Consider the following 26,366-nt stretch of genomic DNA (forward strand, 5'->3'; position numbering starts at 1 on the left):
CGCGCCGGCCGAGGTTTTGCGTTATGATGAGTGTCGAACGATCTGATGTCATCGAGATGCGGGTACCGCCTCGCGATGTCGACAGGCAGGGGCAGATGTTCATCGCCTCCTACATCTCCCAGGCGGAAACGGCGTTGTCGAATTTTTGGCGCGCCCGGCCGCTGGTGAGCGATGAGCCGGTCTACATTGCCACGAAGGCCTCGTGCGCGCTGCATCGGGCGTTGCGCTATGACGATCTCGCCCGCTTTTCGGTGAGCGTCAACAAGATCGGCGGCAAGTCGATCGGCTTCATGGTTATGGTCGAAACCGGCAATGAACTGGCGGCTGAGGTGGAAATCCTCTGGCTCGCCGTGCGCGGCGAGGAACACGATCCCGTGCCGCTGCCCGAAGACACCCGCGACTGGCTCTACAAGTACTTGGATTGATCCTTCGGTCGATCCAATCCTCTCCGAAACCGCTTACATTGGCTTTGCGGTTCTTCGGTTTCGGAATCCTGCTCAGCTTCGCTGCGGCAAAAGGGGATAGCCGACCATGACGGCACGGCCGACGAGGGCGGCGACGGCAGCCTTGACGAGATCGCCGGGAACGAAGCCCATCGACCCTAGGAATGCTTTGGTGAATCCGAGATTGGCGGCAATTGCCAGCCAGGCGATGCCGAAGGCATAGAGGACCACGACGCCGCCGATCACCGCAGCGATGAAGAAGCCGATGCCTTGGGCAAGGGCCGTCTGCTCGCCATTCACCAGCCGCTCGGAAAGATAACCGGTGACATAGGCGGCAAAGATCCAGCCGATGAAGAAGCCAGCGGTCGGACCCGCAAAGACGGCAAGGCCGCCGCGACCACCCGACAGCACGGGCAAGCCGATCGCCACCAGCACGACGAGGATCAACACCGCGATCGCGCCGCGCTTCGCGCCGAGCACCACGCCCGCAAGCATCACGCCGAGCGACTGCGCCGTGATCGGCACCGGAATGATGCCAATCGAGATCGGCGGCAGCAGGCCGAGCGCCACGATGATGGCGGCAAAAAGCGCAGAGAGAACGAGGTCGCGGGTGGTCATGGCGGCTCCATACGAAAACAGTGTCTTTTCAATGCCGCCGAATGCCGCGGGCGTCAATCGCAGCCGCAATATTATCGGCATCGCGCAGGGTTAGGATAATCAGCGGCACGAGCGCCGTCGTAAGGCGGATCTTGATCCCGCGCGCCTCATGCGCCTCTCGGATGGCCCGGTAACGGTCGAGAATTTCCGGGACGAAGCGCACGACGAGGCCAACCGCAAGACCGATATCGGCGGCCTTCAGCAGGCCGGCCTTTTCCAATGGCGCGGCAAGCGCCGTGATCTCGTCGATGAAAGCGGCGATCGACGTCGTTGCCGTCACCACGGCCGCGAAAAGCATAAGCGCGGTCAGCCGCAATACGGTGACGACAGCGACATGGACAGGATTGAAGATCAGGCTGAACAGCGCCACGACGACAATGGTGAGAATGACCGGCCGCAGCCGCTTCAGCGCTTCGCTCACCGGCAAACCAGTACTGAAATACAGGATGGCGCCGATGGCAACGGCAAGGCCGAGCAGCGTGAGCTTGTCCGTCAGAAACAAGAGCAGGCCGAGAGCCGCCAGCGTGCCGAGCTTGAGACGCGGCGATATCCGGTGCATCCAGGTGCTGGCGTCGACATGCAGCGTCTGCATCAGGCGGCGAACTCCCTGTAGCGGGCAATGGCCTCGGCCGGTGATGCGTCGGCGATCAACCGGCCTTCATCGAACAGCAGCACGCGATCGAAATCCTCTATCAGCGGTAGGTCATGGCTGATGACGATGACATGTTCCGGCAGACCGGCAATGGTTGTCTGCACCAGAGCCCTGTTCCTAAGATCGAGGTGATTGGTCGGTTCGTCGAGGATGAGGATGTCCGGCCCGGTGACGAGCACGGAACAGAGGGCAGCCATCTGCAGTTCGCCGCCGGAAAGTTCATGTGCCCGCCGTTCCGCTAGGTGGCGGACATTGAACCGGTCGAGAATGCCGTCCACCGCTGCCTCGATATCGCTTTTGCCAAGGCCACGCGCCTTGAGGCCGAAGGCGATATCGTCGCGGATGATCGGCAGGATGATTTGGTTCTGCGGCGACTGGAAGATATAGCCGACCTTGCCGAGCACGGATTTGGCGTCGGTTACGGTGTCCAGCCCGTTGACGGTGACCCGGCCGGTCGTTGGCTTGGCAAGCCCGTTGATCAGCCGCGCAAATGTGGTCTTGCCAGAGCCGTTGAGCCCGATCACGCCGATGCGCCGCTCGCTCAACATCAGGCTGAGCGGCGAAAGCGCAAGCCGCGGGCCGAAATTGACGCCGGCATTGTCGAAGCGGATATCCAAGCTGCGGACCCTGTTTCATCGTGATATCGGGGTCCTATAGCCCATTGCGGCGAATTATCAAATCAACGCCCGTTTGAAAGCATGGGAATTAATGCCTATGATCTCAGCATGACGAATCTGCTTTCAAACCGCGATGCCCGCCGTGTCTTCCTCGCCAAGCAGGGGCTTTCCAATCCGCCGAACCGGGCCTTGACCAAGGCCGGGCTGCTGCAGTTGATACACGATATCGGCTACGTGCAGGTCGACAGCATCGCAACCGTCGAGCGGGCGCACCACCAGATCCTGTTTTCGCGAAACCAGACCTATCGGCGCGAGCATCTGACGGAGCTGCTGGAAAAGGATGGCGCGCTGTTTGAAAACTGGACGCATGATGCCTCCATCCTGCCGAGCGCGTTTTTCGTCTATTGGAAGCACCGCTTCCGCCGCGAGGAGCTGGCGATCATCGAGCGCTGGCGCAAATGGCGGGGGGAGGGGTTCGAAGCCGCTTTCGAGGAAACCTATGAGCGCGTCCTGAAAAACGGGGCCATCACCGCCCGCGAGATCAAGGACGACAATCATACCTCCGGCGGCTGGTGGAACTGGCATCCGAACAAGACCGCGCTCGAATATTTCTGGCGCACCGGCAAATTCGCCATTGCCGGCCGCTCCAATTTCCAAAAGGTCTACGATCTCGTTGAGCGCGTATTGCCGGAAAAATTCCATATGCCCGAAGTCGGCCATGACGAATTCGTGGATTGGGCTTGCCGCAGCGCCTTGCAGCGCCTGGGATTCGCGACATCGGGCGAAATCGCCGCCTTCTGGGATTTGGTGACGCCGCAGGAGGCAAAGGCCTGGGTCGAGATGCACCGCGCGGAACTGACGGAAGTGTTGATCGAGCCCGCCCTGGACGGCAAGCCACGCCCTTCCTTCGCCTTCGCCGATTTCCCAGCGACGGTGGACAGCTTCCCCGAAGCACCTGCCCGCATGCGCGTCCTCAGCCCCTTCGATCCGACCATACGCGACCGCAACCGCACTGAACGCCTCTTCGGCTTCTTCTACCGCATCGAGGTCTTCGTGCCGGAGCCGAAACGCGAATATGGCTACTATGTCTTTCCACTCTTGGAAGGAGACCGGCTGATCGGCCGGATCGATATGAAAGCCGATCGTAAGGCGGGTACGCTGGACGTCAAACGCCTGTGGCTTGAGCCCGGTGTCCGGGCATCCGCTGGACGGCTGGAAAAGTTGGAAGCCGAACTGGACCGGGTGGCGCGCTTTACCGGGGTGGAGAAGGTGGTATTTCTGGACGGGTGGCGCGGCTAGGACCTTCTCCCCGAGGGGAGAAAAAAGAATCAGCAAATCTCCGTCTGGGTGATCTCGATACCGAATCCCTCTAGGCCGACATAGTGCCGCTCGCGGCTGGTCAGCAGTTTGATCGAGCTGACGCCGAGATCTTTCAGGATTTGTGCGCCGAGGCCGATTTCCAGCCATTCGCTATCGCGCGCCTGGGCCTCGGCGTGGGTCTCGTGGCCCGTCTGCCGGGATTTGCGGCCATTATCGAAATGGCCGACACCCACCGAACCTTCCCGCAGATAGACAATGATGCCGCGGCCCTCATCGGCAATCTTCTTCATATAGAAGTCCACCGGACGGCGCTTGCCGAACAGGTCTTCAGCGACGTTTTCCGGATGCAGGCGCACCGGAATGTCGATGCCGTCGCGGATATCGCCGAAGACAACGGCGAGGTGCTGCATCGGATCCCAGGGCAGTGAATAGGTATGTGCGCGCGCCTTGCCGAAGGGCGTCTCGATATCGAAGCTGCCGCCGAGTTCGATGAGTGTTTCCTTGCGCTGGCGATAGGCGATGAGGTCGGCGACGGAGATGAGCTTCAGCCCGTTCTGCTCGGCGAATTCCACCACCTGCTGGCCGCGCGTCACGGTGCCGTCGTCATTGACGAGCTCGCTGATGACGCCGATCGGCGGCAGGCCGGCGAGCCTGCAGAGATCGACGGCGGCCTCCGTATGGCCCGAACGCATCAGCACGCCGCCCTCGCGGGAGACCAGTGGGAAAATGTGGCCGGGACGGAGGAAATCGGTCGGGCCGACATTCGGATTGGCGAGATTGCGCACCGTTAGCGTGCGGTCGTCGGCGGAAATGCCCGTGGTCGTGCTGTGCTTGAAGTCGACCGAAACGGTAAATGCAGTCGTATGTGCCGAATCGTTTTCCGCCACCATGGCATTGAGGTTCAGGCGTTTGGCTTCCTCGCGCGGCATCGGCGTGCAGACGATTCCAGACGTGTGGCGGACAATGAAGGCCATCTTCTCGGGCGTGCAATGGACGGCGGCAACGATCAGGTCGCCTTCGTTCTCCCGGTCGTTATCGTCCATGACGACGACGATCTCGCCTGCCTCGAAGGCTCGAATGGCTTCCACGACACGCTTCTGGTCATAAGGCATGAAGACGTCCTTACTTCAGCCGGCCGGTCTGGCCGCGGTCCCTAACGTAGTGATCGGCGATCGCGCAGGCAACCATCGCCTCGCCGATGGGCACGGCGCGAATGCCGACACAAGGGTCATGGCGGCCCTTGGTGCGCACATCGACGTTGTTGCCGTCGGCGTCGATCGATCGGCGTTCGGTGAGGATCGATGAGGTTGGCTTGATGGCGAAGCGGGCGATGACAGGCTCGCCGGTGGAAATGCCGCCGAGAATGCCGCCGGCGTGATTGGACAGGAAAATACGGTTGCCATCATTGCCCATGCGCATTTCGTCGGCATTTTCCTCGCCGGTCATTTCGGCGGCAGCAAAGCCATTGCCGATCTCGACGCCCTTGACGGCATTGATCGACATCAGCAGCGAGGCGATATCCTGATCGAGCTTGCCGTAGATCGGTGCACCGAGCCCGGCGGGTACCCCCTCGGCAACGACTTCGACGACGGCGCCGATCGAAGAGCCGGCCTTGCGGATGCTGTCGAGATACTCCTCCCAGACCGGCACGATCTCCGGATCCGGCGAGAAGAACGGGTTTTGATCGACCTGAGCCCAGTCCCAATTGGCGCGATTGATCTTGTGCTTGCCGATCTGCACCAGCGCGCCGCGCACGGTGACGCCGGGCACGACGAGGCGGGCAATACCGCCGGCGGCGACACGCGCCGCGGTCTCGCGGGCCGACGAACGGCCGCCACCGCGATAGTCGCGAATGCCGTATTTGACATCATAGGTATAGTCGGCATGGCCAGGGCGATAACGCCGCGCGATCTCGCCGTAATCCTTGGAACGCTGGTCGGTGTTTTCGATCAGCATCGAGATCGGCGTGCCTGTCGATATCATCGTCTCGCCGTCTTCATCCAGCATCACGCCGGACAGCACCTTGACGAGATCGTCTTCGCGGCGCTGCGTGACGAAGCGCGACTGACCGGGCTTGCGCTTGTCGAGCCAGACCTGAATGTCCTGAAGCTTGAAACGCAGCCCCGGAGGGCAGCCGTCGACGACGCAGCCGAGTGCCGGCCCGTGGCTTTCGCCCCAGGTGGTGACGCGGAAGAGATGACCGAATGTATTGTGCGACATGGGAAACGACCGGATTGCTGCGGCCCGGCGGCGGCCGCGCCTTTATCTCTTGGAATTGCGGCACACTCATAGGCCAAAAAGCTGCCGAGGCAAATCTTTCTTTCCGGGATGAGTCCGCACATCCCGGGCCTGCCACCATCCATATGGTAAACGAAGATTAATTCATGCTGTGGATCGTGAAAACACATTCATCAATTGGGCGGCGAAAGCCATTGTTGCGGGCAACTTCCGCCATATTCAAAGCGTTACCTGAGGCCAATCAAATTTAGCACCGATATTGAGATTAAAGGGTACTCCCGATGCGCTTCTTTGTTGCGACCCTTCTGGCCACGGCAAGTCTTCTCGCTCCCGTCGCCGGTTTTGCCGAAAGCGCTGACGTCGAGGCGACGATCAAGAAGGTCGACGAGAAGAATTTCAGCATTACGCTGGACGACGGCAAGAGTTATCAAGCACCGCAGGACTTCGATTTCACCGGCCTGAAAGCCGGCGTCAAAGTCGTCGTCTTCTATACCGAGGTCGATGGCAAGCGCGTCATCAACGATCTCGACATCGTACAGTAGGGATCGAAAAATATCAGCTTGGCTGGCGGCTTTCAGATCCAGCCAATGATGTTTGTCTCCGGATCGACTTTCAAGATGCGATCCTGCGGAATTTCCGCGTCAGCGGCATCCTCTTTCGAGATATCGGCGATTAACCGGAACAGTGAGCGGATAACGCCGCCATGGGTGACGCAGACGGTCGGCCGATCGACCGAAGTCAGCCAGGAGCCGACACGCCAGGAGAGGATTTCATAGCTCTCCGCATCCTCTCCGGGCGGGATGAAGTCCCACTTGCCGGCATTGCGCTCGGCGAGGCGTTCGGCCTGGGTCGCCTTCAATTCCTTGAGGGTGAAGCCTTCCCAGGCGCCGAAGGAAACTTCGACCAGCCGCTCGTCGGTGCGATAATCTTTCGGTGGCAGGCCCATGGCTTCGCGCGCGATCTCCATCGTCTCGCGGGTGCGCCTGAGCGGGCTTGCGACAAAGTCAAAAGGCTGGTTTTCGAAAGCGAGGATTTCAGCGAGCTCAACACCGTTCTGCCGCGCTTGCGCGCGGCCGATGGCGTTGAGATCGATATCTTTCTGTCCCTGCAGCCGGCGCTCGGCATTCCAGTCCGTCTGACCGTGGCGTATCACATAGAGAGGCGGCACGGTTCAGGCTTCCTGTTGATCAATCCTTGACGACGGCGATGTCGGGCGCATCCACTGCCTTCATGCCGATGGCGTGATAGCCCGAATCGACGTGGTGCACTTCGCCGGTGACCGCCGTGGAAAGATCGGAGAGGAGATAAAGCGCGGAGCTGCCGACTTCGTCGATCGAAACCGTGCGCTTCAGCGGCGCGTTATATTCGTTCCATTTCAGGATGTAGCGGAAGTCGCCGATTCCTGCGGCGGCGAGCGTCTTGATCGGGCCGGCGGAAATCGCGTTAACGCGAATGCCGCGACCGCCGAGATCAACGGCGAGGTAACGCACGCTGGCTTCGAGGGCAGCCTTGGCAACGCCCATGACGTTATAATTCGGCATGACCTTTTCTGCGCCATAATAGGTCAGCGTGATGATCGAACCGCCATCATTCATGATGCGCTCGGCGCGCTGGGCAACCGCGATCAGCGAGTAGACGGAGATGTCCATCGTGCGCGCAAAATTATCGCGGCTGGTGTCGACATAACGTCCGGTCAGCTCATCCTTGTCGGAGAAGGCGATGGCATGCACGACGAAATCGATCTTGCCCCATTTCGCTTCCAGCGTATCGATGACCGCATCGATCGTTGCCAGTTCCGTAACATCGCAATGGCCGGCCATGAAGGCGCCGAGTTCCTGGGCGAGCGGCTCGACGCGCTTCTTCAAAGCGTCGCCCTGCCACGTCAACGCGATTTCGGCACCGGCTTCCGAACAGGCCTTGGCAATACCCCACGCTATGGAACGGTTGTTTGCAACGCCGAGGATGACGCCGCGCTTGCCTGCCATGAGGCCAGTGGCTTGAGCCATATTCTGCTCCCTTGAACTTTCGAATGATCCTGCCTATGGCATAGGCCGATCCCCTGTTCAAGCATCGGAAAGATCATCAACTGTTAGGGATCGTAACAAAGGGTGCGGTTGTCACTGAAATTTCACAGAAAAAGCCCCTCGCGCATACTGCGCATCAAATCGGTGACTTTGTCATCCGGTTTTTCCCACAGCATCAAGCGCAATTCCACCACGAGATTGCCTTTTCCGCCATGCCCATCCGGCAGTCCCTGATCCGAGATTCGGATGACCTGATCCGAACCGGACCAGGGCGGGACTATCAGCTTGACCGGACCGTTCAGTCCCTCGACGGTTGTTTCATAACCGAGCACCGCATTTTCGATGGTCACGGGAAGTGTCGTATGGACGTCGAGGCCGTTAAGGGTGAAGCGGCTGTCGGTGGAGAGATGGATGGTGATCGCGACATCGCCGCGCAGCATGCCCGGCAATTTCAGCCCTTGGCCCTTCAGATGCACGACCTGGCCGTTGCTGATATCCGTCGTCGCCTGAAAGCGCGCCTCGCGTCCGTCTGAAAGCGGGACGGTGATCCAGTTCCCCTTCAGCATGTCGTCGAGGGTGACGGTTGCTTCGGCAGCGATCTCGGGCGTCTTCTCCGGCGCCTTATCCTGAGTGCCGCCGCCTGTAATGCGGCGCACGAGCGAGCCTAAAATGCCAAAGCGCGAGCGAAAGACGGTCGAGCCGGTCCCCGTCGCAAGCTGCTCCTCTTCGGCAAGGGTCTCTTCGGTCTCGACGCTGTTTTGTTCGCGCTGCTTTTCCGTCTCCGCGGCACCGGCGCTGGTCTCGGCCTGGTGCGGAGCAGCGCGTGCGGCCTTGGCGCCGAAGATGCGCTCGACCATATCCTCGGGCGACTCGCTCCCGGCGGCCTGTGGGTTGGCGGCGGTGGCAGCCTTCTGCGCCTTCTGAGCATTGGCGCGGGCAAGCTCTTCCATAATCTTTTCGGCGTTGGCGCGCGCAGCCTTGGCACGCTCCGCGGCTTCGCGGGCTGCCTGACGCTGCTGCATGATGGTCTGCTCTGCGCTTTGGCCCTTCGCTTCGGCCATGCGCGCCACCTGGTCGTAGCGGCTGCGCTTCTGCGGGTCCTTCAGCGTTTCATAGGCGCGGCCGATCTCGGCAAAGCGCTCCGTTGCCGTGGGATCGCCGATATTATGGTCGGGATGCACGGCCTTGGCGAGGTTGCGCCAAGCCGCCTTGATTTCATCCGCCCCAGCATCCCTCTTTACGCCAAGCACCTTGTAAGGATCGCGCATCATCGTAACCACCGTTTTGAAGGTGTGCCCGGCCTCGTTGTGGCACCCCAAAAGAAGAAAACCATATGGATCGCGCCGCATCTCTCGCCCCCAAGAAGCGAAAAAGATTGACGCGTATATGGTGTGACCTTGCGGGAGCAGTTGCTAATCAGTTGTTACGCGGGGCTGGACGCGACCGGTCGACCTGCGGCAATGGTTAGCCATTCGCTAAGCTCGGATGCGGGATATCGTCCGGAATACCACGCCTGCTCAGACCGGCCGCAGGGTTCCGCCAGGATTTGCCTTGACAATAAGTATAGACAAATCGTTTCATGATAAGGCGAGCATAGCAACAAGCGGAAGGGTCAGGATTCCATGCAGGAAATTTGGATCGACTATCTGAACGCCATCGATGCCAAGGCGCTGGCGCTGACCAACGACGAAATCCTCGATGCCGTCAGCGAGGCGCTGGACGCACAGGGACGTGGCGAAACGGTGATCGAACCGCGCGTGCATCTCGTGCCCGAAAGCTCCGACAAGGGCCATTTCAACGTGCTCCGCGGCTATGTGAAGCCACTCGATTATGCGGGTGTCAAAGTGGTCGGCGATTTCGTCGACAACTACAAACAAGGCCTTCCGTCTGAAATGGCGGTGCTCAATCTTTTCGACCCGCGCACCGGCATGCCGAAGGCGATCATCGACGCCACGGCGATCACCGATATGCGCACCGGCGCGGTCACCGCCATCGGTGCTCGCCATCTCGCCCGCAGGGATAGCAAGGTGCTCGGCCATATCGGCGCTCGCGGCACTTCCTACTGGAATGTCCGCCTTCTCGACCATCTCTTCGATTTCGAGGAAATCCGCGTCCACTCCCGCCGCCCGGAAAGCCGCGACGCCTTCGCGGCCCGATTGGAAAAGGATCTCGGCAAGAAGATCGTCGTCACCGACAATTGGGAGGATTGCCTGAAGGACGCCGACATCATGGTCGAGGCCAGCCGTCTGCCGGAGCCGACACCGCTCTTCAAGACCGCCTGGGTCAAGAAGGGCGCCTTCGTGGTTCCCTATGGCACGATGACCGCGCTGGAATTCGATCTGACCGACATTATGGATAAGGTCGTCGTCGACGATTGGGGCCAGTGCGGCCCCGGTCGTCCCTATGGCGCATTGCGCCGGCATGTCGACGAGGGCAAGGTGACGGCGGAGACGCTGCATGCCGAAATCGGCCAGATCGTCTGTGGTGCGCGGCCTGGCCGCGAAAGCGACGACGAGACCATTCTCTTCTGGCATCGCGGCCTCAGCACAACCGACGTCGCGCTTGGGGCTGCCATGGTCGGCAAGGCGAAGCGGATGAATATCGGCCAGCGCCTGCGCTTCGCCTGAAAACGGACGGTCTGAGAAACGGACAGACGGATGGGTGCTGACATCAAAAGCGTTGTCTTCGATGCCTCCGGCGCGGATGTCGACAAAATCTGCGCCATTGCCCGCAACAGCGCCGAGGTCATGATCGGTGCCGATGCGCTGGCGGGCATTGAAGCCGCCTATGCCTGTCTCACCCGCCATGCCGGCGAGGGCAAGGCGATCTATGGGGTCAGCACTGGCTTAGGCGCGGCTGTCGATACGCGCCTCGATCCCACGAAGGATTCCGGACAGCACCGTATTCCGCGCCCCCGCGCCGTTGGCGTCGGGCGCTTTGCCGAAGCGGACGAGGTCCGCGCCATGATGGCGGCGCGCTTGGCCCGCTTCTGCCGCGGCTATTCGGGTGTGTCGCCGGAGGTGGCGCAAGCGCTTGCCGGCATGCTCAATCGCGCCGTTTATCCGAAGGTGCCGATGACCGGCTCGATCGGCGAGGCTGATCTTCCGCCGCTTGCGCACATCGCCCTTGTATTGGTCGGGGAAGGGAGAGCCATTCTGCCGGACGGCCGTGAGGTCTCCGGCGCCGATGCCTTGGCCGTTGCCGGGCTGGCGCAGCCGCCCTTCGGCATCAAGGATGGACTGTCGCTGATCTCGTCCAACGCGGCTTCCGTCGGTCTTGCCTGCCTGCTGCTGCAGGATATCAGGCGCATTTTCGACGCACATGTCGGTGCGGCGGCGCTGTCCTATGAAGGGTTTCGCGCCAGCCTCGATCCGCTGGATCCGCTGGCAATCCGCCTGCGGCCCGGTCCTGGCCAGGGCGACGTCGCGGCAGCGGTCTGCTCGCTGCTCGAAGGGGGCGATCTGACGAAACTAGGGGCCGCACGGCGTCTTCAGGATCCGCTCAGCCTTCGTTGTGTGCCATCCGTGTCCGGCGCCGCATTGAATGCGCTAAGAGCGGCGTGGTCGGCGGTCGAGCTGGAGCTGCGCTCCAGTGACGACAACCCGTCGGTTCTGGCCGCTGAAGATATCGTGCTGCCGACGGGCAATTTCGACCCGACCCATATGGTGCTGGCCTTCGATACGTTGGGACTGGCGCTCGCCCGTCTCGCCGCCATGATAGCCGAGCGGATTATGAAACTGCTGTCGCCGGGGTTTTCCGATCTGCCGCGCTTCCTCGCCCCTGAAGGTGCCGGCGCCAACGGTTTTGGCGCGTTGCAAAAGACCGTTGCGGCACTGACGGCGGAGATCGGCCATATGGCGATGCCCATGCCCTTTGCAGTGACGCCGGTTGCTGATCGCGTCGAGGACTATGCGTCGCTTGCCATGTCGGTGATCGACAAGACCGGCCGGTTGGCGGAGAAGCTGCGGTATCTGACCACGATCGAACTCATCGTAGCCGCCCGCGCCATCGATCTGCGCGGCGCAATAAAGTTGGGTGAAGGAACCGAAGCGCTGTTTACCACCGTCCGGTCCATCGTGCCGCCCCTTGAGGTGGATCGTTCGCCCAGCAACGATATCTACGCGCTCGCCGATCGCATTGCTGCAGGCACGCTGATCGGCCCGCTTTTGACCATGACGTAAGGGAGGCTGTTAGCCGGCTTGCTGGAAACTCAGCAATTGCCATTCGCCTTGGCCGACAAGGCAGGTCTTTCCGAAGAAATTGGCGATGCCCTCATAGGAGTGACGGGTGGTGCGGAACTGGCGGCAGACCTGTCCCGAGGCGTTGTTTTCGACGATGGTGTCAATGACGCCGGCACTGCCTGTCGAGGCGTTCGCCCAAGGAACGGGCTGTCCATTCAGCTTGTTGAGATCCGCCGAAGTCACGGCATTGCGCACGGTGGTTTCGTCCGAAGCGCTGTCGGTCGTCACAGGACTGGTTGGAATAGTGCCGGTCGAAACGCTCCGATCCACCTTCACCGAACTCAGCGTGTCCATGCCGCCGCCGACGCAGCCGCCAAGGGAGAAAAGGGCGAGAATGGCAATCGCCATCGTCGCGCCTTTTGCAAGCTTGCGCTTTGTATGAACCGTCGACTTTGCTATGACTTCCACCCGAGTATCTTGGCCAGTGTTGGGGCTGGCGATTTTTAGGAAATGCGGAGAATTTGAGCTAATATGTCGGAAAACGAGTTAACAAGCGGTGACTTCACCGAACAGAACGAGCCTTTCGCGCTTTTCGCTGCCTGGCTGCGCGACGCTGAAGCCAATGAGCCGAACGATCCGAATGCGGTTGCCCTGGCAACGGTTGATAAGGATGGATTGCCAAATGTCCGCATGGTTCTTCTGAAAGGTTTCGATAGCCAGGGATTCGTATTCTATACAAATTTCGAGAGCCAGAAAGGCCAAGAAATACTTTCCCAAAAGAAAGCGGCCATGTGCTTCCATTGGAAATCGCTCCGCCGGCAGGTCAGGCTCCGCGGCCTGGTTGAAGTGGTCAGCGACAGGGAAGCCGACGACTATTTCAAGACCCGCGCCCGCGGCAGCCGCATCGGCGCCTGGGCGTCGAAGCAATCGCGTCCGCTCGAGGGGCGCTTTGCTCTGGAAAAGGCGGTTGCCGAATATACCGCCCGCTATGCCATCGGCGATATTCCGCGCCCTCCCTATTGGTCTGGCTTCCGCATCCGGCCGCTGTCGATCGAATTCTGGCACGATCGCCAGTTCCGCCTGCACGACCGCGTCGAGTTCCGCCGAGACGTTCCGGAGGGCGCCTGGGAAAAGGTGCGGATGTATCCGTAACGGACTATGCGGGTGCTGAAAGCACGTCGCGGATCTCGTTGCGCTTTAGCGCCCCATCAGCCGCATGGGGATGCCGGAGGCAAGCGCCGAGGCATATCGGGCCTTCTGGTAGTGCCCGTTCAACGACAGCCGCGGCAGATGGGTGAGGGCAGCGGCACTTGCCGCTCCGATCGTTCCGGGCCGGGTGGTGACGCCGACGGAAAAGCCGAGTTCCGCCGCAAGCCGGGCTTCGCGCGGAGAGACCGCATCGGCGGTGCCGTAGGGATAAGCGATGGCCACCGGCCGCCGGCCGATGATCTCAGCGACATAATCCGCCGACAACGCCATTTCCGCTGCCGCTTCCGCTTCCGGAAGGCGGGCGAGCGCCCGGTGGCTGACCGTATGGGCGCCGAGCGAAGCGAGGGGGTGGTGGCTAAGCTGTGTCAATTCCTGGCGGTCCATGATTGCTGAGCGCACGAGATCGAGCGGCTCCAGACCGTTCGTTCGGGCAAGCTCGTCGATCCTAGCGACGGCCTCCGTCTCGTCCTCGGCATGAACATAGGCGGCAAAGCGGGCAAAGACGGCTTGCCGTTGACCGGCTTTGCTAAGATCGAAGCTCTCCACACCAATCCCGAAATCGAACGTCAGGCGGTCCAGTTGGCCGAGCAGGTCTGCCAATGTTTCCCACCATATGCTATGCGTCCGCTCCGACAGGCCTTGGGTGACAAAGACCGTGAAGGGGACGTCATGGCGGGCAAAGACCGGCAGCGCATAATCGCGATTGTTGCGATTGCCGTCGTCGAGCGTGAAGACAGCAAAGGGTGGCTTGTTGCGATCACTTGCGATACGGTCCGGCAACGCATCGAGCGAGACGAAATCGTAACCGTCCCGTTTCAATCGGGTGATTGCGCGGTCAAGGAATTCGGGCGAAATTTCCAGATGGGCATTCGGGGCAAAGGTTCGGGGCGAGGGAGGACGGACATGATGCAGGGTGAAGATAGCGCCGAGGCCGGCGACGTCACGCATCAGGCCGAGATTTTTCAGAATTGCGGCGGTTTCCAGCCCGCCGGAGATCACAGCGCGCTTGAAACGGATGCAGATGCCCTGTTGCATGGGATAGACCCGGTTGACGAATGCCCATGCTGTAGCCCATCCGCCGTTAAGTCTTGCTGAATCTGCGCCATCTTTTCAATATGTTAACCGTTATTTTACCAGCAAAGGCAAAATAGGAATTCTCTCGAGGGTGTTGCCTCAATCTCGCACCGAAATCAGGCGTTTGTCGCAAATTCGTACAATGGGTTGATGCGGTGTATTGGCATTTGTTTCAGTTGGGGACGAATATGAAAAAACTTTTGATGGCCCTTTCTGCGGCCGTCTTGCTGTTGAGCGCACCTGTGGCGAGCTTTGCGGGCAGCGCCTATTTCATTATGGATGCGAAATCCGGCAAGGTCCTGGCTTCGGATAATGCCGATGATCTCAACCATCCGGCATCCCTGACGAAGATGATGACGCTGTATCTGACGTTCGAAGCGATCCATCGTGGCAGGGTCGGTTGGAACACCGCAATTCCGGTCTCGCGCAACGCCTCCGGCAAGAGCCCGACGAAGCTCGGCCTGAAGCCCGGCAGCACCATCACCGTCCGCGATGCCGTCAACGGCATGATCATCAAGTCCGCTAACGATGCCGCCACCGCCATGGGCGAAGCGCTGGGCGGCAGCGAAAGCGGCTTTGCCCGTATCATGACGCAGAAAGCACGCGAACTTGGCATGCGTCGCACCGTCTTCACCAATCCGTCGGGCTTGCCGAGCATGGAGCAGGTGACGACCGCGCGCGACATGTCGACGCTCGCCGTCGCACTCATCAACAACTATCCTCAGGAATATCGGCTGTTCTCGCAATCGAGCTTCAGCTATCGCGGCAGGAACATTCGTGGCCATAACAATCTGATGTATCGCTATGAAGGCATGGATGGCATCAAGACCGGCTATACCAATGCCTCAGGTTTTAACATCGTCAGCGCCGTGCGCCAGGGCAACCGCCGCGTCATCGGCGTGGTGATGGGCGGAGCGACTGCACGCGGCCGTGATGCTTTCATGGCTTCGCTTCTCAATCGTTATGTGCCTAAAGCGACCTCCGGTGCATCGTCGCGCCTCGTGGCAAGCGTCGGTGGGTCCAGGCAGGTTGAAGTTGCTTCGGCAGCGGATGATGTTGCCGTCGATGTGGACACGCAAACCACGGCCACGACGCGCAAACATGCCGAGTTCACCCCGGTTCCGACCCCGCTCGCCTATGCCGCCACGACGAATGTGACCGTGCCGGTGGATCGTCCGGTGGCGATGGATGAAATCCAGAATGCCGGCAAGCCGGCGACCGGCGGTTGGCAGGTGCAGATTGCGGCTACTCCGACTGCGCAGGCCGCCAAGGACCTGCTGTCCGAAGCTCAATCCAAGGCGGGTGGCGCGCTTGCCAACGCTTCGCCCTATACCGAAGCCGTCGGCAAGGGTAGCAACACGGTCTATCGCGCCCGGTTCGTCGGCTTTGGCAGCCGCGATGACGCCAATTCCGCCTGCGCTGCGCTGAAGCGCAAAGATTTCAATTGCATGCTGTTGCCGAACAAGGGCTGAGCGGAAGTCCAAGTTTTGAAACCGGTAAGACGGCGGGGCGCAAGCTCCGCCGTCTTGCTATTTACGGCAGAATCGGTCACTTCTGTTAGGAACATACAGGGAACGATATCTATGTTAACCGATCTGATCCAGCAGTTCGAAAAAGCGTCCGCCACCTATGCCGCCGCCAATGGATTGCAGCGCGACGCCGACTGGTTTGTTCTGAAATTGCTGGAGGAGATGGGCGAGCTTACCCAGGTCTGGAACAAGACGACTGGCCGGGGAAGACGCAAGGGCATGAGCGATGAGGAATTGGCGACGGCTCTGGCCGACGAAACCGCTGACGTGCTCGGCCATATCCTTCTCTTCACGCACCGCAACGGCCTCGATCTCGCGGCCGCCGTAGAGCGGAAATGGCGGTTCCGGCCGGAAGAAGGTAACGCTGCGTAGTCTGAACCGCTACGCCTTCGTCCCGCCGACCGTCACCTGGTCCATCCTCAGATGCGGCTGGCCGACGCCGACAGGGACCCATTGGCCGCCCTTACCGCAATTGCCGATCCCGGTATCAAGCTTCATGTCGTTGCCGATCATGGAGACGCGTTTCATCGCGTCCGGGCCGTTGCCGATCAGCATGGCGCCCTTGATCGGCGCGCCAATCTTGCCGTTTTCGATCAGGTAGGCTTCGGTGCAGCCGAAGACGAATTTACCGGAGGTGATGTCCACCTGGCCGCCACCGAAGGAGACGGCATAGATGCCCTTTTTCACCGAGGCGATGATCTCTTCCGGCGTCTTGTCGCCGCCGAGCATATAGGTGTTGGTCATGCGCGGCATCGGCGTGTGGGCATAACCTTGGCGGCGACCGTTGCCGGTTGCCTTCATGCCCATCAAGCGGGCATTCTGCCGGTCCTGCATGTAGCCGACCAGCTTGCCGTTTTCGATCAGGACATTGTAGGCCGATGGTGTGCCTTCGTCGTCGACCGTAATCGAGCCGCGGCGGTTTTCGATCGTGCCGTCATCGACGACGGTCACGCCGAGAGCGGCGACCATCTGACCCAGCAGCCCGGCGAAGGCCGAGGTCTTCTTGCGGTTGAAATCGCCCTCCAGCCCGTGGCCGACGGCTTCGTGCAGCATGACACCGGGCCAGCCGGAGCCGAGAACGACGTCCATGGTGCCTGCCGGCGCATCGATCGCCTCTAGATTGACCAGCGCCTGGCGCAAGGCTTCGTCGGCGCCGCGGCGCCAATTTTCCTGTGTAACGAAATCGCCGAAGCCGACGCGGCCGCCAGTGCCGAACGAACCGGATTCCTGCCGATCGCCTTCACCGACCATCACCGAGATATTGATGCGCGTCATCGGTCTGATGTCCCGAACGCGATGGCCGTCGGCACGCAGAATATCGACCACCTGCCAGCTCGCCGCGATGGAGGCCGTCACCTGACGGACCTTGCCGTCCTTGTCGCGCAGATAGCTGTCGATCTCCTGCAAGAGCTTCGCCTTGTCCTCGAAGCTGGGGCTCCCGATCGGGTTCTCATCGCTATAGAGCACCTTGTTGGTGCGCTGAGGCGCGGCCGCATAGGAACCCGCATAGCCGCTGGTGACGGCGCGCACCGCATCGGCGGCGCGCTTCAGCGCCGCTTCGGAGAGATCGCCCGCATGCGCATAGCCCACCGCTTCGCCGGCGACGGCGCGCAGGCCGAAACCCTGCTCGGTGTTGAAGCTGCCGCCCTTCATGCGCCCGTTGTCGAAGGTCAGCGATTCCGCCTGGACATGCTCGACGAAAAGCTCGCCGTCGTCGGCGCCGGCAAGCGCCTCGGCGACGATGCCGCGCAGCTTGGTTTCGTCGGTATCGAACAAGGTAAGGAGATCGGTATTCATGGATCAGGTGCTCCGTTCAGAGCCGATGTAGGTTTCGGATGACGAGAGAGCAAGCCCTGTCGATTTACGGAAGCGCGTCGTAGCCTTCGGCAAAGCCCTTGAGATCGACGGGAATGCCAATGCCTTCCTCAGGCGACTGGAAGACGATGAAGGTGGCGGTTGCACCGCTGCGCAGCGTTTTCAGCAATTCGTCCTCAAGCACCACTTCGGCATAGCAGCCGTCCGAGAAGCAGCGCACGAAATAGGCGCGGCCGATATCCTTGCCGTCGACATTGAGGCCGAGCCCGTTCGGCAGCAGCACGCCAAGCGGCGCCAGCACGCGAAGGATCTTCGACTTGCGGTCGGCGGTCTTCAGCACAACCACCGAAAGGCCCACTTCCGGCCGGTCCTCGGCGATGACGTTCTGCATAAGCGCGCATTGTTCAGTCGATGCGCCGGCCGGCTTGTCGCAGACCACGGACCATGCGCCATGGCTCGAGCGCACCGTACCCGGCGGTTGTGGAACCTGATTGGTCGGAAGCTGTTGCGTATGCGCCGGCGGCTTTTGGCCCGGCTGCTGCGGTGGCTGGGTTTGCAGTTGCTGAGCCTGCGGCGCCGGTTGTGTTTGCTGTGCCTGCTGCGCCAGAACGGGTGCTGCGGCCGCGGCAGCGATGCTGGCGCTGACAAACCAAAGCCGGGCGAGGGAACGAAAACCCATGGAAACCTCTAGATTCGAATCAGTGCCGCTATTGTTGAAGCCCACGCCGGCAAATGAAAAGCCCCGCGTGCTGAATTCCAACCGACTGCGGCGGAAATACGACCTCTATCCCATTTTGCCCCGGCAATGCGATGGACCCGCATGCAATTTTTCGTATGATGATGAAATGCTTGCCATGTTTCGGCGGGCCGGGGGGTATACTTCGCGCAAAAATGCCGCACGGACAACTGTTGTGAGTTGTTGCGGAGTGCTCCAAACTGTGGTTTGAAGCGCAATGGACTGTAGGGATACTGCGTTTGAGATTGATCTGGGATCAAACGCTGGAGGGAGAGACATCGTGATTAAGAGGGCTTACGCAGCTCTGGCGGCTATCGCCTGTCTGCTTTTTGCGACCGGCAGCTATGCCGATCAGCCAAGACCATGGGAAACCGGCCTGCAAGAGGCAGCAACCGGCAACATGCATCAAATACGTTGGTTCGAAGCATACACGCTTTGGTTTATCGTTCCCATCACGCTGCTGGTGCTCGTCCTTTTGATCGTCGTCATGGTCAAGTTCCGGGTATCGCGGAATCCAGTGCCCTCCAGAACGAGCCATAATACGCTGATCGAGGTCATCTGGACCGTCGGGCCGGTTCTCGTTCTTCTGTTCCTGGCTGTTCCGTCCTTCGATCTTCTGACCACGCAGCTCACCTTCCCGCAAAATCCTGACGTTACCGTCAAGGTGACAGCCACGCAGTGGCAGTGGAACTACGAATATGAAAACAGCGGAAACACGCCGCTGGCCTTCGATTCCTTCCTACTGAAGGATCAGGACCGCGCCGCCGCCGGCAAGGAAGACAGGTCGAAATATCCGCGGCTTCTCGCCGTCGACAACGAGCTGGTGCTGCCCGTCGGCAAGGTCGTCCGCGTCCTTGTCACCGCCGCACCGACCGATGTCATCCATTCCTTCGCGATGCCGTCCTTCGGCATCAAGATCGACGCCGTTCCCGGTCGTTTGAACGAAACCTGGTTCAAGGCCGACAATGAGGGCCTGTACTACGGCCAGTGTTCCGAGCTCTGCGGCAAGGATCATGCATTCATGCCGATCGCCATCCGCGTCGTCTCTCAGGATCAATACCAGCAGTGGCTGACCACCGCCGCCGGCGACCTGAGCAAGGCAAACAAGGCCCTGATGGCCGCCGTCGATCAGCCGGCTACCGTCAACGTCGCTGAAAACACGGCTGAGTAAGAGGGATAGGGATAATGGCTGGATCTACGGCACACGACGATCATTCGCACGCTCTTCATGACGCTCACGCGCATGACGACCATCACGCTCATAAGCCCAGTTTCGCGGACCGTTGGCTCTTCTCGACGAACCACAAGGACATCGGCACCCTCTATCTGATCTTTGCGATCTTTGCCGGTATCATCGGTTTCCTGCTGTCCGTGGCGATCCGCATGGAATTGCAGGAGCCCGGTATCCAGATCTTCAGCGGTCTGGCCTCCATGGTCTATGGCTATTCGGGCGACGCCTCCATCGATGGCGGCAAGCAGATGTACAACGTCTTCGTCACCGCCCATGCGTTGATCATGATCTTCTTCATGGTCATGCCGGCGATGATCGGCGGCTTCGCCAACTGGATGGTGCCGATCATGATCGGCGCGCCGGACATGGCTTTCCCGCGTCTGAACAACATTTCCTTCTGGCTGATCGTTCCCGCCTTCCTGCTGCTGATCCTCTCGATGTTCGTCGAAGGTCCGGCTGGCGCCTATGGCGCGGGTGGTGGCTGGACGATGTATCCGCCGCTATCGGGCCTTGTCGGCCATCCTGGCCCGGCGGTCGACCTGGCGATTTTCGCGTTGCATATCGCCGGCGCTTCGTCGATCCTCGGCGCGATCAACTTCATTACCACCATCCTCAACATGCGCGCCCCGGGCATGACGCTGCACAAGATGCCGCTGTTTGCCTGGTCGGTGCTGATCACCGCCTTCCTGCTGCTCCTGTCGCTGCCGGTTCTCGCCGGTGCCATCACCATGGTGCTGACCGACCGCAACTTCGGCACGACCTTCTTTGCGCCGGAAGGCGGCGGTGACCCGATCCTTTACCAGCATCTGTTCTGGTTCTTCGGTCACCCGGAAGTCTACATCCTGATCCTGCCGGGCTTCGGCATGATCAGCCACATCATCTCGACCTTCTCGCGCAAGCCGATCTTCGGCTATCTCGGCATGGCCTACGCCATGGTCGCGATCGGCGCCGTCGGCTTCGTCGTCTGGGCCCACCACATGTACACGGTCGGCCTGTCGCTTGACACGCAGCGTTACTTCGTCTTCGCGACGATGGTCATCGCCGTTCCGACCGGCGTGAAGATCTTCTCCTGGATCGCGACGATGTGGGGCGGCTCGATCGAGTTCCGCACGCCGATGATCTGGGCGATCGGCTTCATCTTCCTGTTCACGGTGGGCGGCGTTACCGGCGTGCAACTCGCCAATGCCGGTCTCGACCGCGTATGGCAGGACACCTATTACGTCGTCGCGCACTTCCATTATGTGCTGTCGCTCGGCGCCGTCTTCGCCATCTTCGCTGCCTGGTACTACTGGTTCCCGAAGATGACCGGCTACATGTACAGCGAGAAGATCGGAAACTGGCATTTCTGGATCACCTTCATCGGCGTCAACATGATATTCTTCCCGCAGCACTTCCTCGGTCGTGCCGGCATGCCGCGCCGTTACATCGACTATCCGGACGCCTTTGCTGGCTGGAATTTCGTCTCCTCGATCGGCTCCTATGTTGCAGCCGTCGGCCTCTGCTTCTTCTTCTGGGGCGTGATCGATGCTTTCGCGAAGAAGCGCATTGCCGGCAACAATCCCTGGGGCGAGGGTGCGACCACTCTGGAATGGCAGCTTCCTTCGCCGCCGCCGTACCATCAGTGGGAAGAGCTGCCGCGCATCAAGTAGCTTATTTCCGGACGCCGTGATAAACGGCGTCCGGCTTAACGGACATTGGATGAAAGAATGACGGTCATCGACAATCACGAAGTGCTCGCGAAGAAAGGCGAAACGGGCCTGTCGGAAGCGAGTGCGCGCGATTATTTCGAGCTTTTGAAGCCGCGGGTCATGTCGCTGGTCGTCTTCACCGCCTTTGCCGGCCTTGTGCTGGCGCCGGGCCACATCAACCCGGTTCTTGGCGTGATCGCCATTCTCTGTATTGCTGTCGGCGCCGGTGCGTCCGGTGCGCTGAATATGTGGTACGACGCCGATATCGACGCGGTCATGAGCCGCACGGCACGCCGTCCGATCCCCGCCGGCCGCGTTACGCCTTCCGAGGCCCTTGCCTTCGGCTTGGTTCTCTCCGGCTTCTCGGTGACGATCCTCGGTCTCGCCGTCAACTGGCTTTCAGCCGCAATCCTCGCCTTCACCATTTTCTTCTATGCCGTCATCTACACGATGTGGCTGAAGCGGTCGACGCCACAGAACATCGTCATCGGCGGCGCTGCCGGCGCTTTTCCGCCGGTCATCGGCTGGGCTTGTGTCACGGATAGCGTGACGATCGAGAGCATCGTGCTCTTCCTGATCATCTTCCTCTGGACGCCGGCCCATTTCTGGGCGCTGGCGCTGTTCAAGATGCGCGACTACGAAGCCGTTGGCGTACCCATGCTGCCGAATGTCGCTGGCGTGCCGACCACCAAGAACCAGATCATTGCCTATGCCGTATTGACGGCAGTCGTTGGCGTCGTGCCGGCATTCATGGGCCTTGCAAGCTTCGGCTATGGTGTTGTCGCCGCCGTGCTTGGTGCGGTCTTCATATACTGTTCCATCGCCGTCCGGCGCATGCCGGATGGCGATGTCAAGATGATCCCGGCGAAGAAACTCTTCGGCTTCTCGATCTTCTATCTCTTTGCAATCTTTTCAGCATTGCTGATCGACCGACTTGTTGCGGTGCTGACATCTGGCGGTGCGGGAGGCTGGCTGTGATCGAACTCGTCAAGCTCACGGAAGCGCAAAAGAAATCGCGGCGAGGGCGCAACATCGCGCTTGGTTTGGTGCTCGCCGGCCTGGTGATCCTGTTCTATGCGATCACCATCATCAAGGTCGGCACCGGACACGTTTGAGGAGGCGTGATGGAGGAGGGGACAACGAACAAGGCAAGACGTGCCGGCCGCAACAACGGCCTGGTCGTTGCCATGTGCCTGAGCTTCGTGGTCGGCATGGGCGCGATGTGCGCCGCTGCCGTGCCGCTCTATCGCATCTTCTGCGAGGTGACCGGCTTCAACGGCACGACGCGGCGGGTCGATCAGGCCTCCAGCGTCATTCTCGATAAGTCGATCAAGGTCTCCTTCGACGCCAATGTTGCCCCGGGCGTGCCTTGGGATTTCAAGCCGATGCAGAAGGAAGTCGACCCGAAGATCGGCGAAACGGTCGAAATCAAGTTCCTGGTCGAGAACAAGTCCGACCAGCCGACACGCGGGCAGGCTATTTTCAATGTCTCGCCGGTGGAAGCGGGCGCCTATTTCAACAAGGTGCAGTGCTTCTGCTTCAACGAGACCGATCTGGCACCGGGAGAAAAGCGCGAGATGCCGGTGGTTTTCTACGTCGATCCTGAGATCACCAAGGCCGAAGAAACCAAGACGATCACGGCGCTGACACTGTCTTACACCTTCTATCCGCGCGACGGCGCGAAGCCTGTGGCTTCCAACGAGGGCGCGGCGAAGGTGGTGGAAAAGAAACTTTGATGGAGAGTGCTTTCGGCTCAGCCGGAGGCGATATGGGAAAAGTCATTCGGGGAATTGCTGACATGGCAGAGGCGCATACGAAGAAACACGATTACCACATCATCGACCCCAGCCCGTGGCCGATCACAGCGGCCTTCGGAGCCTTTGTCATCACCTTTGGCGGCGTCTGCTTCATGCGCTACCTGAACGGTGGCGCCGTGCATCTGTTCGGCCTGAATTGGGCGCAGCCATGGCTGTTCTTCATCGGTTTGGCCGTGATCCTCTATGTCATGTACGGCTGGTGGTCGGATACGGTGAAGGAAGCGCATGAGGGTGCGCATACCCGCGTCGTCTCGCTGCACCTGCGCTACGGCATGATCATGTTCATCGCCTCCGAGGTGATGTTCTTCGTCGCCTGGTTCTGGGCCTATTTCGACGTCAGCCTCTTCCCCAACGAGGCGATACAGGCTTCGCGAACGGCCTTCCTCGGCGGCCAATTCCCGCCCAAAGGCATCGAAGTCCTCAATCCCTGGCATTTGCCGATCTACAACACCATCATCCTGCTGCTCTCGGGCACGACCGTCACCTGGGCGCATCACGCGCTGCTGCACAACGATCGTAGGGGCCTGATACAGGGGTTGGTTCTGACCGTGCTTCTGGGGGCGCTGTTCTCCTGCGTGCAGGCCTATGAATATGCGCATGCCCCCTTTGAGTTCAGAAACTCGATCTACGGCGCGACCTTCTTCATGGCGACCGGCTTCCACGGTTTCCACGTGCTGATCGGGACGATCTTCCTGCTGGTCTGCCTCATTCGCGCGATCGGCGGCGATTTCACGCCGAGACAGCATTTCGGTTTCGAAGCGGCCGCCTGGTATTGGCACTTCGTCGACGTCGTCTGGCTGTTCCTCTTCTTCTGCATCTATATCTGGGGAAGCTGGGGCGCGCCGGTCGCAGCCGGCTAAGCGGCGGACAACGAATGATCAAAGGCGGGTGCCTCGGCGCCCGCCTTTTTCATTGCGAGAGGGGCCTCTCAAGCGCCCGCCGCAAGCCGCTCGAATGCCGTTGGATGCGGAGCGCCCCGATCCATGAGCTGCCTTATCTCGTCGGCGCAGGTTTGCGGAGTTTTGACCGAGGTATCGACCTCGAGATCATAGATGCCGGGCTGATGCACCTCCGCCTGCCATGCTGATATCGGCGCGGGAATCGGGGCATCGGCGGAAACGCCGACGTATTCATTGCGCCTTTCGGCACCTTCCGCCAAACGCCGCTGCATGATGGTCTTGATCGGGCAGCGCACCCCGACGAAAAGAACGGGCAAGCCGGCAAGCTGTCGGGCGCAATCCGCCAAAATGCCAAGCGGCCTCGAATAGGCGTCATGATGGCCGAATTCGGCAACGACATTGAGTCCAAGACGGCTGTGGGCCGCAATCGAGGCATAGAGCGCTGAATAGAATGTCGGAATCAGCGGCTCCAGATCGGGCCGTTCGCCGCCCGGCCGAAGACCGATACCCGGCCGGTAACGCTGCGGTGTGATATGCCGCACATAGGCGTCGACGCCCAGGTTCATCCACGGGCCTTCGAAACTTGCCTGGATGGCCTCGACAATGCTCGATTTACCCGATCTCGGCGCGCCGTTCAGAATGATGATCTGCCCGGCCTTGGTGGCTGGATTGTTGTCCATACTTTCTTTCTATGGCCAGGATGACGATTTTCAAGCCAACTGGAGAAGGCGGCCGCGACATCATGCTGCGGGATCAGGTCCTTGTTTGCCTGCCGCGCGGCGGTCACCATGCTTTTGGATTGGACGGATGGCTGCGTCGCGGCTACTGATGATGGGACGAGATCCGGATGCTCGTCGTAAATGGCAATCAATCGAGATCAAACGTTGAGCCCAGAACAGGACAGACCTTCAGCTAACGGAACAGGCCAAACTGAAGGGGCAAATAGCGACAGCGCCCTTTTTCCTCCCGTCGATCCGTTCAAGGTCGGCATTCAGGGATGCTGCCCGCGTTGCGGTCACGGCAAGCTCTTCGATGGACTGTTGTCGCTGAAGCCGCGCTGCGCCGCCTGTGGTCTGGACTATGCCTTTGCCGACGCCGGCGATGGGCCGGCGGTCTTCGTCATCCTTATCGTCGGCTTCATCGTCATCGGCTCGGTGCTGTGGCTGCAGGTCAATTATGCGCCGCCGATCTGGGTGCATATCCTGCTGTTCGGTCCCTTGACCATCATCCTGTCGCTTCTGTCGCTCCGCTGGTGCAAAGGCATCCTGATCGCGCTGCAATACCGCAACAATGCCAGCGAAGGGCGCATTCACCGTGACTGAGACCGCCATGCCCGCTCGCCGCGCCAATCCTTTCTGGCAGGTCGGCAAGGCGCTGATCCTGCTTGCGGCGTTTTGCATTCTGTTGGCACTCGGCACCTGGCAGGTCGAACGGCTGCATTGGAAGGAAGGCTTGCTGGCCGACATTGCCGAACGCCAGGCCGCTGCTCCTGTGCCGCTGTCGACGATCGAGACGATGGCCGCATCCGGTGGCGATATCGAATATCGCATCGTCACCGCAACTGGTCGCTACCTCAACAACAAGGAACGGCATTTCTTCGCGACCTTCGGCGGCGCTTCCGGCTTCGATATTTATACGCCGCTGCAGCTTGCGGATGGCCGCTATCTCTTCGTCAACAGAGGCTTCGTGCCCTACGACGCCAAAGAGCCGGAAATGCGTATGCAGGGGCAATTGACGGACGAACAGACCGTTACCGGCCTTGCCCGCGGCAAGCTCGCCGGTCAGCTCTCGGGCATGCCGGACAATGATCTGGCTAAGAATATATTCTATTGGAAAGACCTGAACGCCATGGCTGACAGCGATGGGCTTCCAAGGGATAAAGTGCTGCCCTTCTTCGTCGATGCCGACAAGACACCCAATCCCGCCGGCTTGCCGATCGGCGGCGTTACCATCGTCGATCTGCCGAACAACCATCTGCAATATGCCGTGACCTGGTACGGCCTGGCGGCGGCGCTGGTTGCCATCGTCGCCATCTCCTGGTGGCGCAAACGTCATCCGGATGCACCCCGGCAATAGTTTGACGCAATAGAACAGCTTCATTTCGATGGAATATTCGGCTAGAGCATGATCCCAAAAAGTGCGCAGCGGTTTTTGGATAAGATCATGCGCACTAAATAGAGCAAACGGCGGGGCGAACCTATCTATAGCCTTGCCATCGTCCCGCATTCCGGAAGAG

The 26,366-nt window shown here is 60.4% G+C and carries 29 protein-coding genes; 16 read left to right on the top strand and 13 right to left on the bottom strand.

What is annotated here, in order from left to right:
- The first annotated feature begins 23 nt into the window (after window positions 1–23).
- Entirely contained in the window at window positions 24–425 is a 402-nt protein-coding gene (locus QDY28_RS05045) for an acyl-CoA thioesterase (RefSeq protein ID WP_331380572.1), read from the top strand.
- 72 nt (window positions 426–497) lie between these two features.
- Here the strand turns inward: QDY28_RS05045 and QDY28_RS05050 are convergent, their stop codons facing one another.
- From QDY28_RS05050 to QDY28_RS05060, 3 genes are read right to left on the bottom strand one after another with little or no spacing between them, the layout of a single operon-like run.
- Entirely contained in the window at window positions 498–1,061 is a 564-nt protein-coding gene (locus QDY28_RS05050; RefSeq protein ID WP_331380573.1) for a biotin transporter BioY, read from the bottom strand.
- Window positions 1,062–1,089: 28 nt separating this feature from the next.
- Window positions 1,090–1,692 carry an energy-coupling factor transporter transmembrane component T family protein gene (locus QDY28_RS05055; protein ID WP_331380574.1) on the bottom strand — a complete coding sequence of 201 codons (603 nt, stop codon included), beginning with the start codon at window positions 1,690–1,692 and terminating at the stop codon, window positions 1,090–1,092.
- On the bottom strand, window positions 1,692–2,369 hold the full coding sequence (locus QDY28_RS05060; RefSeq protein WP_331380575.1) for an energy-coupling factor ABC transporter ATP-binding protein: 678 nt from the start codon (window positions 2,367–2,369) through the stop codon (window positions 1,692–1,694). Before QDY28_RS05060 ends, QDY28_RS05055 begins: the two co-directional genes overlap by 1 nt.
- 108 nt (window positions 2,370–2,477) lie before the next feature.
- Here QDY28_RS05060 and QDY28_RS05065 point away from each other — a divergent pair, with 108 nt between their 5' ends.
- Window positions 2,478–3,668 carry a winged helix-turn-helix domain-containing protein gene (locus tag QDY28_RS05065; RefSeq protein ID WP_331380576.1) on the top strand — a complete coding sequence of 397 codons (1,191 nt, stop codon included), beginning with the start codon at window positions 2,478–2,480 and terminating at the stop codon, window positions 3,666–3,668.
- A 29-nt stretch (window positions 3,669–3,697) separates the two neighbouring features.
- Here the strand turns inward: QDY28_RS05065 and ribB are convergent, their stop codons facing one another.
- Window positions 3,698–4,801 carry a 3,4-dihydroxy-2-butanone-4-phosphate synthase gene (gene ribB, locus QDY28_RS05070; protein WP_331380577.1) on the bottom strand — a complete coding sequence of 368 codons (1,104 nt, stop codon included), beginning with the start codon at window positions 4,799–4,801 and terminating at the stop codon, window positions 3,698–3,700.
- Window positions 4,802–4,811: 10 nt separating this feature from the next.
- A complete protein-coding gene (gene aroC, locus QDY28_RS05075; RefSeq protein ID WP_331380578.1) occupies window positions 4,812–5,909 on the bottom strand; it encodes a chorismate synthase in 1,098 nt (365 codons plus the stop codon).
- A gap of 299 nt (window positions 5,910–6,208) precedes the next feature.
- On the opposite strand from aroC, the gene QDY28_RS05080 reads away from it, so the two are divergent.
- The gene (locus QDY28_RS05080) at window positions 6,209–6,469 is read left to right on the top strand and encodes a DUF1344 domain-containing protein (protein WP_283057347.1); all 261 of its coding nucleotides are present in this window, start codon (window positions 6,209–6,211) and stop codon (window positions 6,467–6,469) included.
- 32 nt (window positions 6,470–6,501) lie between these two features.
- Here QDY28_RS05080 and QDY28_RS05085 read toward each other — a convergent pair whose 3' ends face one another.
- The 3 genes from QDY28_RS05085 to QDY28_RS05095 form a co-directional block, all read right to left on the bottom strand.
- Window positions 6,502–7,095, bottom strand: a complete 594-nt coding sequence (locus QDY28_RS05085) for a histidine phosphatase family protein (protein ID WP_331380579.1) — start codon at window positions 7,093–7,095, stop codon at window positions 6,502–6,504.
- 19 nt (window positions 7,096–7,114) lie between these two features.
- Window positions 7,115–7,933: an enoyl-ACP reductase FabI gene (gene fabI / locus QDY28_RS05090; protein ID WP_028750636.1), complete on the bottom strand. Its 819-nt coding sequence runs from the start codon at window positions 7,931–7,933 to the stop codon at window positions 7,115–7,117.
- 122 nt (window positions 7,934–8,055) lie between these two features.
- Window positions 8,056–9,219 carry a DnaJ domain-containing protein gene (locus QDY28_RS05095; RefSeq protein WP_331380868.1) on the bottom strand — a complete coding sequence of 388 codons (1,164 nt, stop codon included), beginning with the start codon at window positions 9,217–9,219 and terminating at the stop codon, window positions 8,056–8,058.
- A 354-nt stretch (window positions 9,220–9,573) separates the two neighbouring features.
- On the opposite strand from QDY28_RS05095, the gene QDY28_RS05100 reads away from it, so the two are divergent.
- Entirely contained in the window at window positions 9,574–10,578 is a 1,005-nt protein-coding gene (locus tag QDY28_RS05100) for an ornithine cyclodeaminase family protein (RefSeq protein ID WP_331380580.1), read from the top strand.
- Between the two features lie 30 nt (window positions 10,579–10,608).
- The gene (locus QDY28_RS05105; RefSeq protein WP_331380581.1) at window positions 10,609–12,132 is read left to right on the top strand and encodes an HAL/PAL/TAL family ammonia-lyase; all 1,524 of its coding nucleotides are present in this window, start codon (window positions 10,609–10,611) and stop codon (window positions 12,130–12,132) included.
- 9 nt (window positions 12,133–12,141) lie between these two features.
- On the opposite strand, the gene QDY28_RS05110 is transcribed toward QDY28_RS05105, so the two are convergent.
- Window positions 12,142–12,600, bottom strand: coding sequence for an RT0821/Lpp0805 family surface protein (locus tag QDY28_RS05110; protein ID WP_331380582.1), 459 nt, complete (start codon window positions 12,598–12,600; stop codon window positions 12,142–12,144).
- Between the two features lie 63 nt (window positions 12,601–12,663).
- Here QDY28_RS05110 and pdxH point away from each other — a divergent pair, with 63 nt between their 5' ends.
- Window positions 12,664–13,284, top strand: coding sequence for a pyridoxamine 5'-phosphate oxidase (pdxH, locus tag QDY28_RS05115; protein ID WP_331380583.1), 621 nt, complete (start codon window positions 12,664–12,666; stop codon window positions 13,282–13,284).
- Between the two features lie 45 nt (window positions 13,285–13,329).
- On the opposite strand, the gene QDY28_RS05120 is transcribed toward pdxH, so the two are convergent.
- Window positions 13,330–14,376 (bottom strand): polysaccharide deacetylase family protein, encoded by a 1,047-nt coding sequence (locus tag QDY28_RS05120; RefSeq protein WP_331380584.1) that lies wholly within the window; start codon window positions 14,374–14,376, stop codon window positions 13,330–13,332.
- Between the two features lie 227 nt (window positions 14,377–14,603).
- Between QDY28_RS05120 and QDY28_RS05125 the strand changes: the two genes are divergently transcribed.
- Window positions 14,604–15,887 (top strand): D-alanyl-D-alanine carboxypeptidase family protein, encoded by a 1,284-nt coding sequence (locus QDY28_RS05125; RefSeq protein WP_331380585.1) that lies wholly within the window; start codon window positions 14,604–14,606, stop codon window positions 15,885–15,887.
- Between the two features lie 111 nt (window positions 15,888–15,998).
- A complete protein-coding gene (locus QDY28_RS05130) occupies window positions 15,999–16,316 on the top strand; it encodes a pyrophosphatase (RefSeq protein WP_331380586.1) in 318 nt (105 codons plus the stop codon).
- Window positions 16,317–16,325: 9 nt separating this feature from the next.
- Here the strand turns inward: QDY28_RS05130 and tldD are convergent, their stop codons facing one another.
- Together tldD and QDY28_RS05140 are read right to left on the bottom strand one after the other, a co-directional pair.
- Window positions 16,326–17,741, bottom strand: a complete 1,416-nt coding sequence (gene tldD, locus QDY28_RS05135; protein ID WP_331380587.1) for a metalloprotease TldD — start codon at window positions 17,739–17,741, stop codon at window positions 16,326–16,328.
- A gap of 64 nt (window positions 17,742–17,805) precedes the next feature.
- Complete coding sequence (locus QDY28_RS05140) at window positions 17,806–18,438, bottom strand: invasion associated locus B family protein (protein WP_331380588.1); 633 nt, start codon at window positions 18,436–18,438, stop codon at window positions 17,806–17,808.
- A 337-nt stretch (window positions 18,439–18,775) separates the two neighbouring features.
- Here QDY28_RS05140 and coxB point away from each other — a divergent pair, with 337 nt between their 5' ends.
- The 6 genes from coxB (at window position 18,776) to QDY28_RS05170 (ending at window position 24,091) form a co-directional block, all read left to right on the top strand.
- Window positions 18,776–19,666, top strand: a complete 891-nt coding sequence (gene coxB / locus QDY28_RS05145) for a cytochrome c oxidase subunit II (RefSeq protein ID WP_331380589.1) — start codon at window positions 18,776–18,778, stop codon at window positions 19,664–19,666.
- A 14-nt stretch (window positions 19,667–19,680) separates the two neighbouring features.
- Window positions 19,681–21,375, top strand: coding sequence for a cytochrome c oxidase subunit I (gene ctaD / locus QDY28_RS05150; RefSeq protein ID WP_331380590.1), 1,695 nt, complete (start codon window positions 19,681–19,683; stop codon window positions 21,373–21,375).
- A 57-nt stretch (window positions 21,376–21,432) separates the two neighbouring features.
- Window positions 21,433–22,392, top strand: coding sequence for a heme o synthase (locus QDY28_RS05155; RefSeq protein ID WP_331380591.1), 960 nt, complete (start codon window positions 21,433–21,435; stop codon window positions 22,390–22,392).
- Window positions 22,389–22,529 (top strand): hypothetical protein, encoded by a 141-nt coding sequence (locus tag QDY28_RS05160; protein ID WP_034488087.1) that lies wholly within the window; start codon window positions 22,389–22,391, stop codon window positions 22,527–22,529. The genes QDY28_RS05155 and QDY28_RS05160 overlap by 4 nt, the downstream gene beginning before the upstream one ends.
- Window positions 22,530–22,538: 9 nt before the next feature.
- On the top strand, window positions 22,539–23,150 hold the full coding sequence (locus tag QDY28_RS05165; RefSeq protein WP_331380592.1) for a cytochrome c oxidase assembly protein: 612 nt from the start codon (window positions 22,539–22,541) through the stop codon (window positions 23,148–23,150).
- A 62-nt stretch (window positions 23,151–23,212) separates the two neighbouring features.
- Window positions 23,213–24,091, top strand: a complete 879-nt coding sequence (locus QDY28_RS05170; RefSeq protein WP_331380869.1) for a cytochrome c oxidase subunit 3 — start codon at window positions 23,213–23,215, stop codon at window positions 24,089–24,091.
- A gap of 68 nt (window positions 24,092–24,159) precedes the next feature.
- Here QDY28_RS05170 and QDY28_RS05175 read toward each other — a convergent pair whose 3' ends face one another.
- Window positions 24,160–24,810 (bottom strand): chloramphenicol phosphotransferase CPT family protein, encoded by a 651-nt coding sequence (locus QDY28_RS05175; RefSeq protein ID WP_331380593.1) that lies wholly within the window; start codon window positions 24,808–24,810, stop codon window positions 24,160–24,162.
- A gap of 204 nt (window positions 24,811–25,014) precedes the next feature.
- Here QDY28_RS05175 and QDY28_RS05180 point away from each other — a divergent pair, with 204 nt between their 5' ends.
- Both QDY28_RS05180 and QDY28_RS05185 read left to right on the top strand, forming a co-directional pair.
- Window positions 25,015–25,452 carry a DUF983 domain-containing protein gene (locus tag QDY28_RS05180; protein ID WP_442967479.1) on the top strand — a complete coding sequence of 146 codons (438 nt, stop codon included), beginning with the start codon at window positions 25,015–25,017 and terminating at the stop codon, window positions 25,450–25,452.
- A complete protein-coding gene (locus QDY28_RS05185) occupies window positions 25,421–26,206 on the top strand; it encodes an SURF1 family protein (protein WP_442967480.1) in 786 nt (261 codons plus the stop codon). The genes QDY28_RS05180 and QDY28_RS05185 overlap by 32 nt, the downstream gene beginning before the upstream one ends.
- The last annotated feature ends 160 nt before the right edge of the window (window positions 26,207–26,366 follow it).

The sequence above is a fragment of the Rhizobium sp. BR 362 genome (assembly GCF_036528765.1).
In the GTDB taxonomy this organism is placed as follows: domain Bacteria; phylum Pseudomonadota; class Alphaproteobacteria; order Rhizobiales; family Rhizobiaceae; genus Rhizobium.

Bases quoted from the DNA above. Each gene is read 5' to 3' on its own strand.
- QDY28_RS05065 (WP_331380576.1), top strand. From the start codon at position 2,478: ATGACGAATCTGCTTTCAAACCGCGATGCCCGCCGTGTCTTCCTCGCC.
- QDY28_RS05125 (WP_331380585.1), top strand. From the start codon at position 14,604: ATGAAAAAACTTTTGATGGCCCTTTCTGCGGCCGTCTTGCTGTTGAGC.
- QDY28_RS05170 (WP_331380869.1), top strand. From the start codon at position 23,213: ATGGCAGAGGCGCATACGAAGAAACACGATTACCACATCATCGACCCC.
- aroC (WP_331380578.1), bottom strand. From the start codon at position 5,909: ATGTCGCACAATACATTCGGTCATCTCTTCCGCGTCACCACCTGGGGC.
- ribB (WP_331380577.1), bottom strand. From the start codon at position 4,801: ATGCCTTATGACCAGAAGCGTGTCGTGGAAGCCATTCGAGCCTTCGAG.
- QDY28_RS05130 (WP_331380586.1), top strand. From the start codon at position 15,999: ATGTTAACCGATCTGATCCAGCAGTTCGAAAAAGCGTCCGCCACCTAT.
- QDY28_RS05165 (WP_331380592.1), top strand. From the start codon at position 22,539: ATGGAGGAGGGGACAACGAACAAGGCAAGACGTGCCGGCCGCAACAAC.
- QDY28_RS05140 (WP_331380588.1), bottom strand. From the start codon at position 18,438: ATGGGTTTTCGTTCCCTCGCCCGGCTTTGGTTTGTCAGCGCCAGCATC.
- QDY28_RS05055 (WP_331380574.1), bottom strand. From the start codon at position 1,692: ATGCAGACGCTGCATGTCGACGCCAGCACCTGGATGCACCGGATATCG.
- QDY28_RS05045 (WP_331380572.1), top strand. From the start codon at position 24: ATGATGAGTGTCGAACGATCTGATGTCATCGAGATGCGGGTACCGCCT.
- QDY28_RS05080 (WP_283057347.1), top strand. From the start codon at position 6,209: ATGCGCTTCTTTGTTGCGACCCTTCTGGCCACGGCAAGTCTTCTCGCT.
- ctaD (WP_331380590.1), top strand. From the start codon at position 19,681: ATGGCTGGATCTACGGCACACGACGATCATTCGCACGCTCTTCATGAC.
- fabI (WP_028750636.1), bottom strand. From the start codon at position 7,933: ATGGCTCAAGCCACTGGCCTCATGGCAGGCAAGCGCGGCGTCATCCTC.
- QDY28_RS05100 (WP_331380580.1), top strand. From the start codon at position 9,574: ATGCAGGAAATTTGGATCGACTATCTGAACGCCATCGATGCCAAGGCG.
- QDY28_RS05095 (WP_331380868.1), bottom strand. From the start codon at position 9,219: ATGCGCGATCCTTACAAGGTGCTTGGCGTAAAGAGGGATGCTGGGGCG.
- pdxH (WP_331380583.1), top strand. From the start codon at position 12,664: ATGTCGGAAAACGAGTTAACAAGCGGTGACTTCACCGAACAGAACGAG.
- QDY28_RS05050 (WP_331380573.1), bottom strand. From the start codon at position 1,061: ATGACCACCCGCGACCTCGTTCTCTCTGCGCTTTTTGCCGCCATCATC.
- tldD (WP_331380587.1), bottom strand. From the start codon at position 17,741: ATGAATACCGATCTCCTTACCTTGTTCGATACCGACGAAACCAAGCTG.
- QDY28_RS05105 (WP_331380581.1), top strand. From the start codon at position 10,609: ATGGGTGCTGACATCAAAAGCGTTGTCTTCGATGCCTCCGGCGCGGAT.
- QDY28_RS05175 (WP_331380593.1), bottom strand. From the start codon at position 24,810: ATGGACAACAATCCAGCCACCAAGGCCGGGCAGATCATCATTCTGAAC.
- QDY28_RS05155 (WP_331380591.1), top strand. From the start codon at position 21,433: ATGACGGTCATCGACAATCACGAAGTGCTCGCGAAGAAAGGCGAAACG.
- QDY28_RS05185 (WP_442967480.1), top strand. From the start codon at position 25,421: ATGCCAGCGAAGGGCGCATTCACCGTGACTGAGACCGCCATGCCCGCT.
- QDY28_RS05120 (WP_331380584.1), bottom strand. From the start codon at position 14,376: ATGCAACAGGGCATCTGCATCCGTTTCAAGCGCGCTGTGATCTCCGGC.